General features: G+C 67.7%; 11 protein-coding genes and 2 tRNA genes. 7 read left to right on the top strand and 6 right to left on the bottom strand.

The window, feature by feature from the left end; genetic code table 11:
* Together rfbD and rfbA are read left to right on the top strand one after the other, a co-directional pair.
* A complete protein-coding gene (gene rfbD / locus ACYQML_RS22245; protein ID WP_461234073.1) occupies positions 1-909 on the top strand; it encodes a dTDP-4-dehydrorhamnose reductase in 909 nt (302 codons plus the stop codon).
* Positions 906-1,796 (top strand): glucose-1-phosphate thymidylyltransferase RfbA, encoded by an 891-nt coding sequence (gene rfbA, locus ACYQML_RS22240; RefSeq protein WP_461234072.1) that lies wholly within the window; start codon positions 906-908, stop codon positions 1,794-1,796. Before rfbD ends, rfbA begins: the two co-directional genes overlap by 4 nt.
* Before the next feature lie 9 nt (positions 1,797-1,805).
* Here the strand turns inward: rfbA and ACYQML_RS22235 are convergent, their stop codons facing one another.
* Positions 1,806-2,375 carry a hypothetical protein gene (locus ACYQML_RS22235; RefSeq protein ID WP_461234071.1) on the bottom strand — a complete coding sequence of 190 codons (570 nt, stop codon included), beginning with the start codon at positions 2,373-2,375 and terminating at the stop codon, positions 1,806-1,808.
* Between the two features lie 351 nt (positions 2,376-2,726).
* On the opposite strand from ACYQML_RS22235, the gene ACYQML_RS22230 reads away from it, so the two are divergent.
* The gene (locus ACYQML_RS22230; protein WP_461234070.1) at positions 2,727-4,604 is read left to right on the top strand and encodes a calcium-binding protein; all 1,878 of its coding nucleotides are present in this window, start codon (positions 2,727-2,729) and stop codon (positions 4,602-4,604) included.
* Positions 4,605-4,737: 133 nt separating this feature from the next.
* On the opposite strand, the gene ACYQML_RS22225 is transcribed toward ACYQML_RS22230, so the two are convergent.
* From ACYQML_RS22225 to ACYQML_RS22215, 3 genes are all read right to left on the bottom strand, one after another.
* Positions 4,738-4,813, bottom strand: a tRNA-Ala gene (locus ACYQML_RS22225).
* A 132-nt stretch (positions 4,814-4,945) separates the two neighbouring features.
* Positions 4,946-5,021: transfer RNA gene (locus ACYQML_RS22220), tRNA-Ala, on the bottom strand.
* Between the two features lie 196 nt (positions 5,022-5,217).
* Positions 5,218-5,607 (bottom strand): TIGR02300 family protein, encoded by a 390-nt coding sequence (locus ACYQML_RS22215; protein WP_082470039.1) that lies wholly within the window; start codon positions 5,605-5,607, stop codon positions 5,218-5,220.
* Between the two features lie 249 nt (positions 5,608-5,856).
* Between ACYQML_RS22215 and aroA the strand changes: the two genes are divergently transcribed.
* Together aroA and cmk are read left to right on the top strand one after the other, a co-directional pair.
* Positions 5,857-7,206: a 3-phosphoshikimate 1-carboxyvinyltransferase gene (gene aroA, locus ACYQML_RS22210; protein WP_461234069.1), complete on the top strand. Its 1,350-nt coding sequence runs from the start codon at positions 5,857-5,859 to the stop codon at positions 7,204-7,206.
* A 5-nt stretch (positions 7,207-7,211) separates the two neighbouring features.
* Entirely contained in the window at positions 7,212-7,844 is a 633-nt protein-coding gene (cmk, locus tag ACYQML_RS22205; protein WP_056432676.1) for a (d)CMP kinase, read from the top strand.
* A 6-nt stretch (positions 7,845-7,850) separates the two neighbouring features.
* Here the strand turns inward: cmk and ACYQML_RS22200 are convergent, their stop codons facing one another.
* The gene (locus ACYQML_RS22200; protein ID WP_461234067.1) at positions 7,851-8,291 is read right to left on the bottom strand and encodes a DUF805 domain-containing protein; all 441 of its coding nucleotides are present in this window, start codon (positions 8,289-8,291) and stop codon (positions 7,851-7,853) included.
* 16 nt (positions 8,292-8,307) lie between these two features.
* Positions 8,308-10,794 (bottom strand): ATP-dependent helicase HrpB, encoded by a 2,487-nt coding sequence (gene hrpB, locus ACYQML_RS22195; RefSeq protein ID WP_461234066.1) that lies wholly within the window; start codon positions 10,792-10,794, stop codon positions 8,308-8,310.
* 215 nt (positions 10,795-11,009) lie between these two features.
* On the opposite strand from hrpB, the gene ACYQML_RS22190 reads away from it, so the two are divergent.
* Both ACYQML_RS22190 and mutS read left to right on the top strand, forming a co-directional pair.
* On the top strand, positions 11,010-11,330 hold the full coding sequence (locus tag ACYQML_RS22190) for a hypothetical protein (protein WP_056433123.1): 321 nt from the start codon (positions 11,010-11,012) through the stop codon (positions 11,328-11,330).
* Between the two features lie 133 nt (positions 11,331-11,463).
* Entirely contained in the window at positions 11,464-14,211 is a 2,748-nt protein-coding gene (mutS, locus tag ACYQML_RS22185; RefSeq protein WP_461234065.1) for a DNA mismatch repair protein MutS, read from the top strand.
* The last annotated feature ends 27 nt before the right edge of the window (positions 14,212-14,238 follow it).

Raw genomic sequence — 14,238 nt, 5'->3', positions numbered from 1 at the left:
ATGAATATTCTGATCCTCGGCGGGGCGGGCCAGGTCGGCACCGAACTGCAGGCCTCCCGGCATTGGGGCGCGGGCGTGACCCTCGTCGCCCCGACCCGTACCGAACTCGACATCACGGACGCTGCGGCCGTGGCGCGGGTCTTTACCGAGCGCACGATCGGGGCGGTGGTGAACGCCGCCGCCTACACCGCCGTGGACAAGGCCGAGTCGGAGGTGGTGGAGGCCTGGCGCCTCAACGCCCTGGCTCCCGCCATCTTGGCGGCCGAGACGGCGCGGCGGGGCATCCCCCTCGTCCATGTCTCCACCGATTACGTCTTCGACGGCACCGGTTCGGGCGCCTACACGTCCGACGCGCCGATCGGCCCGACGAGCGTCTACGGCGCCAGCAAGGCCGCTGGGGAGATGGCGGTCCGCACCGCCAATCCGCGTCACGCAATCCTGCGCACGGCCTGGGTCGTGAGCCCGCACCGGGGCAACTTCGTGAAGACGATGCTGCGGCTCGCCGCCGAGCGGGATGCGCTGAACGTCGTGAACGACCAGCGCGGCTGCCCGACCTCCGCCGCCGATCTCGCCGCCGCCCTCGCGGATATCGCCCTGCGTCTCGCCGCCGACAGCGACGCGCCCACGGGCACGCACCACTTCGTCAATGCAGGTGCCACCACCTGGCACGGTTTCGCGCAGGCCATCGTCGCCGGTTCGGTCGCGCGCGGGGGCCGGAACGTTCCGGTCAACGGCATCCCCACGAGCGCCTATCCGACGCCGGCGCGCCGGCCCGCCAATTCGGAACTATCGACGGAGAGCCTGACGAAAGCCTACGGGCTGACTCCGCGCCCTTGGCAGGCCGCCCTGGACGACATTCTCGACCGGCTGATCGGCCCCGCGCCTCACTTAGCAGAGACCAGATCATGAAGGGTATCGTTCTCGCCGGCGGGTCCGGCACGCGGCTCCATCCGGCGACCTTGTCGATCAACAAGCAGCTTCTGCCCGTCTACGATAAGCCGATGATCTATTATCCGGTCTCGGTGCTGATGCTCGCCGGCATCCGCGAGATCCTCATCATTTCGAGCCCCGAGCATCTCGGCAATTACGAACGCCTGTTCGGCACCGGCGAACAGTTCGGTATCTCCTTCAGCTACGCGGTCCAGCCCCGTCCGGAAGGCCTCGCCCAGGCCTTCACCATCGGTCGCGACTTTGTCGGCTCGGACGATGTCGCCCTCGTTCTGGGGGATAATCTCTTCTTCGGCTCGGGCATGAGCGCCATGCTGAAACAGGCGCGCGAACGCGAGACCGGCGCGACGATCTTCGCCTATCACGTGGATCACCCGGAAGCTTACGGCGTGGTCACCCTCGACCGCGAGGGGCGGCCGCTGCGCATCGTGGAGAAGCCATCGGTGCCGGAAAGCCCCTGGGCGGTGACCGGCCTCTACTTCTACGACAACCGCGTGCTCGACATCGCCGCCGCAGTGAAGCCCTCGGCGCGCGGCGAATTGGAGATCACATCCGTTAACCAGGCCTATCTTGATCTCGGCGAACTCCATGTGCAGCGCATGTCGCGCGGCTATGCCTGGCTCGATACGGGGACGCATGACAGCCTGCTGGAAGCGGGCGAGTTCGTGCGCACGCTGCAGAACCGGCAGGGCCTGCAGGTCGCGTGCCTGGAGGAGATCGCCTATCTCCAGGGCTTCATCGACAAGGCGCAACTGATCGCGCGCGGCGAACTCTTCGCCAAGACCGCCTACGGCCAGAACCTGCTAAAACTGTCGAAGCTCGGCCCGGAATCCCGCCTCGACGAGTGAGCAGGGTGGTCAATCGTCGCCTCTCACGAGAATGGCGCCCGTATAGGTCTCGCTGACTTCGCAGATCGGGCGTCCGGATCGATCCGACAGGATCGCCTCGATGGCGAAGACCTGGTCGGACGGGCCGGGAACACCTGCATCCTGGGGCCATAAACGAAGCAGTCGCAGGTTTCGCCGTCTGGGGAACAGGGTGTGGACCACCCGGCCGAAGGGAATCTCGGTCTCGTCGAGGAGCAGGTTCATCTCTCTCGTCAGACGAGCCGGGACGTACCAGTTCTCGGCCTGGGAGAGGACATGGCCTCCCCAGCTCAGCCGAACGTGCCGGTACCGGACCACTTCCCCGTCGGAGAGGTCGAGCCTTTGACCCTGCACAGGGCTCGGCTGTCGTTCGGGACCCACGACCCGCGTCGCCACCAGATTGGCGCTAGAGGCGAGCCGACGCTCCCGGCACCAGCCTTCCAGCACGGATGTCGCACTGTCGCCGCCGAGGAGCCGCGCGCTCAGGGTCTCGATCAGCGCCTGGGCCGTTTCCGTAGAGCAGGAGGCGAGGGGGGCATGCGGTCCGGCGGGAAGGGTCATGGCTTCGACCTATCATGCAGCCGAAACCGACACACGCCATGATCGGGCACCTGTCCCCGCTGGGAAAGCGGGCGCGCAGGAACTCATCAGCGTCTCGGCATCCTTGGCGGGATGGAAGGGAGGGCCGGCTGCTCGGGGCGGGAAGCGCCTTGGTGTGGGATCGTCACATGCCGCCCGCGCCGATGAGCGTGAGACCCGTGACCTGCGAACACCACCGATCGACAGAAATCGCCAGAGGCGACGATCCACGTTTTATTTAAGTGGATTTGATCTCATCGTTCGACAACAGTTTATATCCGCATAGTGACACGAATTTATAACTCAAAGTTTTATCAAACCAGAGAGACTCAAATGGCGGTGGTGAACCTGACTCAAAATTCCGACGTCTACGTTAACCTGCTCGGGCGAAGTGACACGATCAACGGTCTATCCGGCGATGATATCATCTCGGGTCGGGACGGGAACGACGTGATCGACGGTGGGGCGGGTTTCGACATCGCCAATTACATGGATGATTACGAGGCCAAGGGCATCAAGGGCGTCATCGTCAATTTCGCCACCGGCAAGGCCACCGACGGGTTCGGCAATACCGATACGCTGATCGGCATCGAGGCGACGATGGGATCGCGGCTCGCCGACCGGTTCACGGGAGGCAATAAAGCCCTGGACAGCGCGGGAGAGTATTTCTACGGGCTCGCCGGCACGGACGTCATCGATGGCGGCAGCGGCTTCGACGAAGCCCGCTACGATCGGGATGCAGGGTTCGGCGGCAAGAAGGGCGTCACCGTCAACCTCACGACAGGCAAGGCCATCGACGGGTTCGGAACCGTCGATACGCTGCGCAACATCGAATCGGTGCGGGGCACCGCCTTTGCCGACCGGCTTTCGGGAGGGGACACCGATCCCGTCGGTCCGAACAACTTTTTCCTCGGTCTCGACGGGAATGACGTCATCGATGGCGGTTCGGGCTACGACGAGGTACGCTACGACAAGGACGTCAATTTCGGTGGCACGCGTGGGGTCATCGTAGACCTCGCCGCGGGAAGAGCCACCGACGGGTTCGGAGCGACCGACACGCTCCGCAACATCGAAGGCGTACGCGGCACGCAATACGCCGACTCCCTGCACGGTAACGATTCGAACGACCGGAGCTTCGATAGCCTGATCGGCCTCGGCGGCGGCGACACGCTCGACGGCGGCGGCGGCAACGACGCGGTCCGCTACGACAGGGATGCGAGTTTCGGCGGAGCCCAGGGCGTCACGGTCGATCTCGCCAAGGGCATCGCGACGGATGGGTTCGGCTATCGCGATACGCTCATCAGCATCGAGGCCGTGCGAGGCACGCAGTTCGCGGACATGCTGACGGGCGGCAATACGGCGAGTGCCGCCTACGAAGGCTTCTACGGACTTGGGGGTAACGACACGATCGCCGGCGGTAGGGGGTTCGACGAGATCCGCTACGACCGGGATGTGGATAATGGCGGCACCCGGGGCGTCGTCGTGAACCTCGCCACCGGCACGGCGACGGACGGTTTCGGCAATACCGATACGCTATCGGGGATCGAGGCAGTCGCGGGCACGGCTTCCGCCGACCGTCTGACCGGCGACGGACTGGCGAACCGCTTCACGGCGCAAGGCGGCGACGACGTCCTGGATGGCGGAGCCGGGCTGGACACGATCGATTTCCGGAACGACGATCTCGCCGGGGCGACCCACGGCGCGGTCGTGGATCTCGGTGCCGGCACGGCCACCGACACCTATGGCGGCAGCGATAGCCTGATCTCGATCGAATCGGTTTCCGGATCGTTATTCGCCGACACGATGACCGGTAGCAAGGTGGCGAACACGCTCGTGGGCAATGCCGGCGGCGACCGCCTCGACGGAATGCTGGGTAAAGATATCCTGACCGGAGGGGCGGGAAGCGACACGTTCCGTTTCAGCACCGCCTTCACCGCGGCCAATCTCGACCACATCACGGATTTCGCATCCGCCGATACGATCGAGATCGCGCGGACGATCGTGCCGGCACTGCCGATCGGGACATTGGCCGCCGCCGCGTTCAAGGACCTGTCCACCGGCGCGGTGAATGCCGACGACCGCATCCTCTACGACCGGACCACCGGGACCGTGTCCTACGACAAGGATGGCAGCGGCAGCGCCCTGGCGGTGACCTTCGCCGTCCTCGATCAGCCGATCACGCTCACCAATCTCGATTTCCACATCGTCTGAACGGACGTATCTTCCCTGCCGGGCGCGTCGTCCTACACGGCGCGGCCGGTATGCCGATATCCCAGATGAGCTTGAGGGATGTCGTACTTCGTCCGCTCGCGGCGCATGAGGCCGGGCTATCGAAGAAAGCGAATGGTGGAGCCTAACGGGATCGAACCGATGACCTCTTCCATGCCATGGAAGCGCTCTCCCAGCTGAGCTAAGGCCCCACATTCCGAAACAATCGTGACATCGTTTCACGATCGTCGTCATCATCGGCGAACATCACCGAGATCTGCTGTTTTCCCGGCTCGTCGAAGGCCGCATCTCGCGACCACATCGATGACTCGGACGAAAAGAAATGGTGGAGCCTAACGGGATCGAACCGATGACCTCTTCCATGCCATGGAAGCGCTCTCCCAGCTGAGCTAAGGCCCCACTTCTGGGACCACCGCAACATGTCTCGCGGTGGTCGTTCCGCCAACCTGCCTTGCGGCGTCCGGCGGAGGCGGTTCTATATTCGGGCGCTTGCCCGGACTCAAGCCCCTATTCGCATTCACCGCCGAGAATTTTACGCGGCATAGGATTTTGCTGCGATCGCTCTCGGGGACGCAAAGGGTGCCGAGGTCGGGCCTCAGCTTTCCTCGTCGTTCTCGATATCGCCGTCGATGAGGTCGGCCACGTCGTCGTCGCCGGTATCTTCCTCCTCGAGGAAGGTGTCGTCGGCATCTGTGGAATCGGCATCGTCGTCGCCGGTCGTGGTATCCGCCTCGTCCTCAGCGGCCTCGACCTCGTCGAGGGAGACGATCTCGGGACCGCCCTTCTCGGCATCCGTATCCTCGTCGTCGTCAGCCGGCACGGCTGCGGAGCGGGAGGCGAGCGCGGGAGCGGCCATGCGCGACGTGGCGGCGGCCTGATAGATGGTCCCGCATTTCGGGCAGGTCGCCGGATCTTTGTCGAGATCGTAGAATTTCGCGCCGCAGCTCATGCATTGACGCTTCAAGCCGAGTTCCGGTCTGGCCACGGGCGAACCTCTGATAGGGTTTTGGGAGAGGCGCCCCGTTAGTCGGGTGAAACCGTCCTGTCAAATACTCTCGTCAGGACACCCCGGCTACCTGGGCCTCCGGTTTATCCGGATTTAACCGCCCGGAGGCCTCTCCGGGTCGGATGACGCCGCCCCGCCTGCGTGGTAACCGGCGCTACGATGTTCGCCGGCTGCATGGCCGGCCCCTGACGGCGCGACCGCGCCAGAAGCCGAAAAGTTGTCGATCCCGTGTCGCATCACTCCGAACCGCAGCCCCTGACCGCTTCCGCCGGCGCGCCCTTGCGCGGCGCGCTGCGGCCTCCGGGGGACAAGTCGATCTCCCACCGGGCGATGATCCTTGGCCTCCTCAGCATCGGCGAGACCCGTATCGAGGGATTGCTCGAAGGTGACGACGTGCTGCGCACGGCCGACGCCGCCAGAGCCCTCGGTGCGGGCATCGATCGCCTCGGGCAGGGCAGCTGGGCGGTGCGCGGCGTCGGCATCGGCGGGATGACGGACCCGGCCGGCGTGCTCGACTTCGGCAATGCCGGCACAGGCTCGCGCCTGATGATGGGCGTCGTCGGCGGGCAGGACGTCACCGCGACCTTCGACGGCGACGCATCCCTGCGCAAGCGCCCCATGCGCCGCATCCTCGATCCGCTGATCCGCATGGGCACCCAGGTGCTGAGCGAGGAGGAGGGCGGCCGCGTGCCGTTGACCCTTCGCGGGCCGAAGGAAGCCATTCCGATCACCTACGAGACCCCCGTCGCCTCGGCGCAGATCAAATCGGCGGTGCTCCTCGCCGGCCTGAACGCGCCCGGAACCACGACGGTGATCGAGGCAGCGGCGACCAGGGACCATAGCGAGCGCATGCTTCGCCTGTTCGGCGGCGAGGTCGCGGTGAGTCCGCACGGCCCGGGCGGCCACGGCCGCTCCATCGCCCTCACGGGCCAGCCGATCCTGCGCGGCACCGACGTGATCGTGCCGGCCGATCCGTCCTCCGCGGCCTTCCCGCTGGTGGCGGCGCTCATCGTCCCCGGCTCGGACGTGACGATCGAGGGCGTGATGATGAACCCCCTGCGCATCGGCCTCATCACGACGCTGCTGGAGATGGGCGCCGATATCGAGCGCCGTAACGAGCGCGACGAGGGCGGCGAGACCGTGGCCGATCTCCATGTCCGCGCCAGCCGGCTCAAGGGCGTCGACGTGCCGGCCGAGCGGGCCCCGGCGATGATCGACGAATATCCCGCTCTCGCCGTCGCCGCCGCCTTCGCCGAGGGCGTCACCCGGATGAACGGGCTGCACGAGCTGACGGTGAAGGAATCCGACCGCCTCGCCGCCGTGGCGGATGGTTTGCGCGAGAACGGCGTGACCTACCGGATCGAGGGTGAGGATCTCATCGTCGAGGGCGACGGCTCCGCTGCGCGCGGCGGCGGCACCGTCGCCACCCATCTCGACCACCGCATCGCCATGGCCTTCCTGGTGATGGGCCTCGCGACGAAGCAACCCGTGACCGTCGATGACGGTGCCATGATCGCCACCAGTTTCCCGAGCTTCCTGCCGACGATGCGGGCGCTCGGCGGCCGCATCGCGGAGTAGGTCCCATGCCAATGGTCATCGCGATCGATGGACCCGCCGCCTCGGGCAAGGGAACCCTGGCCAAGCGCCTCGCCGCGCATTACGGCCTGCCCCATCTCGATACGGGTCTGCTCTACCGGGCCGTGGCCCTCAGCGTAATCGATGCCGGGCGCAACCTCGACGACCATGCCGCTGCGGCTCGGGCCGCCGCGACGCTGATCGCCGACCGCCTCGCGGATCCGCGCCTCCGGGAGCGGGCAATGGGAGACGCGGCCTCCCGCATCTCGTTGATCCCGGCCGTGCGCGCGGCTTTGCTCGCCTGGCAGCAGCGCTTTGCCGGCGGCGCCAGCGGCGCCGTCCTCGACGGGCGAGATATCGGCACCGTGGTCTGCCCGCAGGCGCAGGTGAAACTGTTCATCACCGCCGCCGCCGAGGAGCGCGCCCGGCGTAGGCATCTGGAACTCCTTCGACGGGGAGAGCCGGCGAGCCTCGGGGCGATCCTGTCCGACATCGTCGCCCGCGATGCACGCGACGCGCAACGCTCGACAGCCCCTCTAAAGGCCGCTCCCGACGCCGTTCTTCTCGACACCACCGATCTCGATGCGGACGAGGCCTTCGAGGCGGCGCGCGCGGTGGTGGACCGTGCGCGGGAGCACTGACGCGGCTCAGTGCTCCGGCTCGAGCCCGTAGCGGTTCGAGCCCGCCATGCCCGCCAGCCCCACGGTCTCAATGAGGAACCAGAGATTGAACCCGGTCATCGCCAGGGTGGCGACGATCACCGCCACCGGATAGGCGTCGGCGAGAGTCTCGATCGGGGCAAAGCCCGCGACGGTCACGAAGGCGTTGGGGAGCAGCCACCATCCGGTCCGCCCCCGGTCGTGCAGACGCCGAACCGTGGCGACCGTCACGAAAGCCCCGGCCCCGATGGTGCCTGCTGCCACCACGATCAGCGCCGCGGACCGCGCATCCATCGACGCGACCAGGATGGCAATGCTTCCCGACACGACGACAAGCAGCAGCGTGCCGATCAATTGACGGTGATAGGCTCGGCGGGACAGGCGGCCTCGCGGATCGAAATGCGCCGCAGGCCAAGGAAAGCCCGTCATCGAGAAAAGCCCGTCATCATGTCCCCCTCGGCTTCACCCGCCGGGTCGGCGGCTCGGTCAGCGGATCGTCCGGCCAGGGATGGCGAGGGTAGCGCCCGCGCATCTCCGCGCGCACGGCGGTCCAGGAGCCGCGCCAGAAGCCGGGCAGGTCCTTGGTGATCTGGATCGGACGCGAGGCCGGAGACAACAGGTGGAGGACCAACGGCACGCGACCGCCGGCGATGGCGGGATGGCGGTCGAGGCCGAACAATTCCTGCACCCGGACGGCCAGAACCGGCCCGCCCTCGGCATCGTAGTCGATGGGGATGCGCGATCCCGTCGGCACCTCGAAATGGGTCGGGGCCTCCGTATCGAGGCGATGACGCATCTCCCAGGGTAGAAGTGCGCCGAGCGCGCGGCCGAGATCGTCTGCCGTGATGGAATCGAGGCTCACACGGCCCTCGATTTCCGGCGCGAGCCAATCTTCCACCGACGCGCCTAATGCCTCATCCGAAAGGTCGGGCCAAGTCTCGCCCTCGGCAGCGCGAAGAAACGCCAATCGGGACCGCCACTGCGCGAGGGCGGGCGTCCAGGGCAGGCTGTCGAGGCTGAGCCCGACGATGCCCCGCGCCAGGATCGCGGCCGAGGAGGCATCCGGTTTCACCGGCAGGATCCGCTCGCCGAGGGTTGCCGCGCCGAGACGGCGGGAGGCGCGTGCCCGCAGGGACCGGGCTCCCTTATCGAACACGACCTGGGTGACCGATTCGATCCGCTCTGCGAACAGCGTCTCGATCTCCTCCAGCGTGATCGCGGCGGCGGCGAGGATGCGTCCGGCAGCCGCCGTCCCGGCGATATCGGCCACCACGAGGAAAGGTTCGCGTGCGAGCGCCGAGGCCGGATCGAGCCGTCCGGCGCGGCCATTCGCCATGACGAACTCGCCGTCGCGGCCTCGCGAGCGGGCGACGCGGTCGGGATAGGCGAGGGCGAGGAGCGCTCCGGCCCCGGAAACATCGGCCGTCGGCACGGCGCCAGCGAATCCGGCGGCCTGCTCGGCCCAGCCGCGCGCCAGACGCCGCATGTCGGAGGCGCGGGTTCCGCGGTCGCGGGCGAACCGATCGGCCCGGACGGAGAGATCGGCATCGTCGCCGCCAAGCCCGCGCTCCACGAGGATCGCTGCGAGGTCGGCAGCCTCCCGCGCCCGGCCGAATTCCGCCGCCGCGACCACCATTCTCGCCAGGCGTGGGGGGAGCGGGATGGCACGCAAGGCCCGTCCCGTCTCGGTGAGGCGTCCATCGGCATCGAGGGCGGCGAGGTCGCGCAGCATCGAGCGCGCCTCAGCCAAAGCAGCGGCGGGCGGGGCATCGAGGAACGACAGGGTTGTGGGATCGGAGACGCCCCAGGCGGCGCAGTCGAGCAAAAGGCCGGACAGGTCGGCGGCCAGGATCTCCGGTCGCGTGAAGGGTTCGAGGGCGCTGGTCGCCGCCTCCGACCACAGCCGATAGCAGATGCCCGGCTCGGTCCGCCCCGCGCGGCCACGCCGCTGGTCCACCGAGGCGCGGGAGGCGCGGGCGGTGACGAGGCGGGTCAGGCCGATGCCGGGCTCGTAGAGCGGCGCGCGGGACAGACCGGAATCGACCACGATCCGAACCCCCTCGATCGTCAGCGACGTCTCGGCGATGCTGGTCGCCAGCACGACTTTCCGGGTTCCGGGCGGAGCGGGCGCCACGGCGCGGTCCTGTTCGGCAGGGGGAAGGGCACCGTAGAGCGGCGCGATCTCGGTACTCTCGTCCACTCGTTCGGCGAGGAGCGTCGCAACCCGCCGGATCTCGCCTTGTCCGGGCAGGAAGGCCAGGACCGAGCCGGGATCGGCCCGCAGGGCGCGAAGGATGGCGTCGGCCATCGCATCCTCGATCCGCCGGTTCGGATCGCGCTCCGTATGGCGTGTCTCCACCGGAAAGGCCCGCCCCTCGGATTCGACGATGCGCGCGTCGCCCATCAGGCGCGAGACCCGGGCACCGTCCAGGGTGGCGGACATGACGAGAATGCGGAGGTCGTCGCGGAGACCACCCTGGGCGTCGAGCGCGAGGGCGAGACCGAGATCGGCGTCGAGGGAGCGCTCGTGGAACTCGTCGAAGATCACCGCGCCGATGCCGGACAGTTCCGGATCGTCCAGGATCATGCGGGTGAAGACCCCCTCCGTGACCACCTCGATCCGCGTCGCCCGCGAGATCTTCGAGCCGAGGCGGACGCGCAGCCCCAAGGTCTCGCCCACGCGCTGGCCGAGGGTGGCGGCCATGCGCTCGGCCGCGCCGCGGGCAGCCAGGCGCCGTGGTTCGAGGAGGATGATGCGGCCCTCGGCGCCGAGCCATGGCGCATCGAGAAGCGCCAGCGGGACGCGAGTGGTCTTGCCGGCTCCGGGAGGTGCCACGAGCACCACCGACGGGGCTGCTTCGAGCGCCGCGAGCAGGCGCGGCAGGGCCGCATCGATCGGGAGGGCAGCAGAGAAGGAGAGATTCGTCGCCATCGCGGATGGGGTGGTGCGGGCAAGCGGTGAGATGCGCAACCCCGATTCGGCACGGCGTCATCGATCACGTGCGGGATACCGGAATCATCCCCTCGTTCCGGCTCATTTACCGGCTTTTTGGTGGACAAACATGCGTTAAAAAAGAATGGGAACGGAGTCCGGGCGAACGACTTATTGCCTCGACGCGCGCGGCGCGATCCTAACGGATGGACTTGATGACCAAGATTGCCCTTGCTCTTGCAGCAGGAACCTTTTTCAGCGCTCTCGGCCTCGGCGCCGCCACTGCCGCCCCGGCCATGCCGAGCGCTCCCGTGATCGCCGGTGAGGCACTGACCACCGAAATCGTCACCCGCGGTCATCACCCGGGCTACGCCAGCCATCGCGGCATGCGCCATCGCCACCACCATCATCGTCACGGCATGCGCCATCGCCGCGCCCCCGCCGCCTACAGCCACGGTGATCCGAATTCCCGCAACCCGCAGCAGCCGGGCTACATGCAGCGCAAGGGCACCACGTCGGGCGGCCCGCGCTACTAAGCTGAGCGGCGGTATTTTCGTCGGAGGGGCCGGTGCGGAGACGCATCGGCCTTTTTTCGTCGCTCGGCGGTTCTCCCCAGATGATGCGGAAGGGAGCGCTGATCCTGTCCGGTCGCCTCTGCTATGATGGGGCATGTCCCAGCGTGCAGTCCGCTCCAGTCCGAAGACCCATGCCACGGCGGAAGAAACCGTGAGCGCCTCGCCCCTCGACATCGCCGGCGCCACGCCGATGATGGCGCAGTATATCGAGATCAAGGCCGCCAATACGGATTGCCTCCTGTTCTACCGGATGGGGGATTTCTACGAGTTGTTCTTCGAGGATGCGGAGATCGCATCCCGCGCGCTCGGGATCGTCCTGACAAAGCGCGGCAAGCATGGCGGGGCGGATATCCCGATGTGCGGTGTGCCGGTGGAGCGCTCCGACGATTATCTCAGCCGCCTCATCGCCCTCGGCCATCGCGTCGCGGTCTGTGCCCAGACCGAGGACCCGGCGGAGGCCAAGAAGCGCGGCCCGAAATCCGTGGTGCGGCGCGAGGTGGTGCGCCTCGTCACCCCCGGCACGATCACCGAGGACCGTCTCCTAGACCCGTCGCGGGCCAGCATCCTCCTGGCTCTCGGCCGCCGCAAGTTCTCGGAATCCGGCTACGCCTACGGCATCGCAGCCGTCGATATCTCCACCGGCCGGTTCTCCTTGAGCGAGGTTCCCGAAGGCGAGCTGGGTGCTGCCATCGCCCGGCACGATCCGCGCGAGATCGTACTATCCGAGGCGATCCATTCCGACCCGTCGCTGTCCGCGCTCTGGCGCGACGTGAGAGCCCCGGTCACGCCCCTGGCGCAGGCGGAGCTCGAACCCGCCTCGGCGGAGCGGCGGATCAAGGAACAGTTCGGCGTCTCGACCCTCGACGGGTTCGGGCAGTTCGGGCGGGCCGAACTCGCCGCCGCCGGAGCGGCCCTGCTTTACATCGAGCGCACACAGATCGGCGCGCGGCCCGCTCTGTCTCCGCCGACGCGGGAGACGAGCGGCGCGACGCTGGCCATCGATGCGGCGACACGCGCCAATCTCGAACTCACCCGAACCCTCTCGGGCGAGCGCACCGGCAGCCTGCTCGACGCCATCGACCGCACGGTGTCGGCCATCGGCGCGCGACTGCTGGCCGAGCATCTCGCCGGCCCTCTCACCGACCTCTCGGCCATCATGCGCCGCCACGAGGCAGTGTCGTTCTTGGTGGAAGACGGCGCCCTTCGTCGAACCTTGCGCGACGCCCTGGCGCGGGCACCCGACATCGCCCGCGCCCTCTCGCGGCTCGGCCTCGGACGTGGCGGCCCACGCGATCTCGCCGCCCTCCGTGACGGCCTCGACGCGGCCTTGGCGATCTCGCAGCGTTGCGGCGAGGTCAAGGCCTTGCCGGACGCCCTCGGCGCCATCGTCCAGCGGCTGGGAACGGTCGATGCCGATCTCGTCGAGCATCTGCGCGCGGCGCTCGCCGACGACCTCCCCCTCAACCGCCGCGACGGCGGCTTCGTGCGCGCCGGCTACGATGCCGAGATCGACGAGGCCCGGCTCCTCGGTCAGGATTCGCGCAAGGTCATCGCCGGGCTGCAGGCGCGCTATGCCGAGGAGACCGGCTGCCGCACCCTGCGGATCAAGCACAACAACATGCTCGGCTACTACATCGAGGTGCCGCAGGCCGTCGGCGAGAACTGCCTCAAGGGCCTGATGCGCGAGACCTTCATCCACCGCCAGACCATGGTGGATGCCATGCGGTTCTCGAGCGTGGAACTGAACGATCTCGAAAGCCGCATCTCGGGAGCGGCCGACCGGGCGCTGGCTCTTGAGACGGAGGTCTTCGATGCACTAGCCGCTCGGATCATGGCTCAGGCCGAGACCGTCGCCGCCATCGCCGACGCCCTGGCCAGCCTCGACGTCACCGCCTCCCATGCCGAATTGGCGGTGGAGCGGGATTGGCGCCACCCCTTCGTCGACGACAGTTTCAGCTTCGTCGTCGAGGGCGGCCGACATCCGGTGGTGGAATCGGCCCTGCGGCGATCCGGCGAGCCGTTCATCGCCAACGATTGCGACCTTTCCGGCGAAGGGCGCGGGCGCATCCGGCTCATCACCGGGCCGAACATGGGCGGCAAGTCGACCTTCCTGCGCCAGAACGCCCTCATCGCCGTCCTCGCCCAGATGGGCGCCTTCGTGCCGGCGACCCGCGTGCATCTCGGGGTCGTAGACCGGCTGTTCTCGCGGGTCGGGGCCGCCGACGATCTGGCGCGCGGGCAATCGACCTTCATGGTCGAGATGGTGGAGACGGCCGCGATCCTGAACCAGGCGAGCCGGCATTCCCTCGTCATCCTCGACGAGATCGGCCGAGGCACGGCAACCTTCGACGGCCTCTCCATCGCCTGGGCCTGCCTTGAATACCTGCATGAGCAGAACGGGTGCCGCGCGCTGTTCGCGACCCATTTCCACGAACTCACGGCCCTGAGCCAGCGTCTCACGCGGCTCGACAACGCGACGCTCAAGGTCGCCGAGCACAAGGGCGAAGTGGTGTTCCTGCATGAAGTCGTGCCGGGCGTGGCCGAGCGGTCCTACGGTCTGCAGGTCGCCCGTCTCGCCGGCCTCCCCGCCGGGGTCATCGCCCGGGCCGGCTCTATCCTGAAGAACCTCGAGAAAGCCGAGCGCGACCGTCCGACCCGTCCCCGCATCGACGATCTGCCGCTCTTCGCCAGCCTCGCGCCGCCGCCCATGCCGGAAGTGCAAGTTCCGACGCGCGAAGACCCTTTGCGTCAGGAACTCGATGGGATCGATCCCGACGCATTGACGCCGAGGGAGGCCTTGGAGGTTCTCTACCGCCTGAAGAAGGCGGCGCGCGAAGCGTGACGACGAGACCGGAAACGGATCGAGCCT

Source organism: Methylobacterium sp. CM6244 (assembly GCF_054817885.1).
This window is presented reverse-complemented; position numbering and strand designations above follow the sequence as displayed.

Excerpts from the sequence above, each read along its gene's own strand:
- ACYQML_RS22230 (WP_461234070.1), top strand. The coding sequence starts at position 2,727 with ATGGCGGTGGTGAACCTGACTCAAAATTCCGACGTCTACGTTAACCTG.
- mutS (WP_461234065.1), top strand. The coding sequence starts at position 11,464 with ATGTCCCAGCGTGCAGTCCGCTCCAGTCCGAAGACCCATGCCACGGCG.
- rfbA (WP_461234072.1), top strand. The coding sequence starts at position 906 with ATGAAGGGTATCGTTCTCGCCGGCGGGTCCGGCACGCGGCTCCATCCG.
- ACYQML_RS22235 (WP_461234071.1), bottom strand. The coding sequence starts at position 2,375 with ATGACCCTTCCCGCCGGACCGCATGCCCCCCTCGCCTCCTGCTCTACG.
- rfbD (WP_461234073.1), top strand. The coding sequence starts at position 1 with ATGAATATTCTGATCCTCGGCGGGGCGGGCCAGGTCGGCACCGAACTG.
- hrpB (WP_461234066.1), bottom strand. The coding sequence starts at position 10,794 with ATGGCGACGAATCTCTCCTTCTCTGCTGCCCTCCCGATCGATGCGGCC.
- ACYQML_RS22200 (WP_461234067.1), bottom strand. The coding sequence starts at position 8,291 with ATGACGGGCTTTCCTTGGCCTGCGGCGCATTTCGATCCGCGAGGCCGC.
- ACYQML_RS22190 (WP_056433123.1), top strand. The coding sequence starts at position 11,010 with ATGACCAAGATTGCCCTTGCTCTTGCAGCAGGAACCTTTTTCAGCGCT.
- cmk (WP_056432676.1), top strand. The coding sequence starts at position 7,212 with ATGCCAATGGTCATCGCGATCGATGGACCCGCCGCCTCGGGCAAGGGA.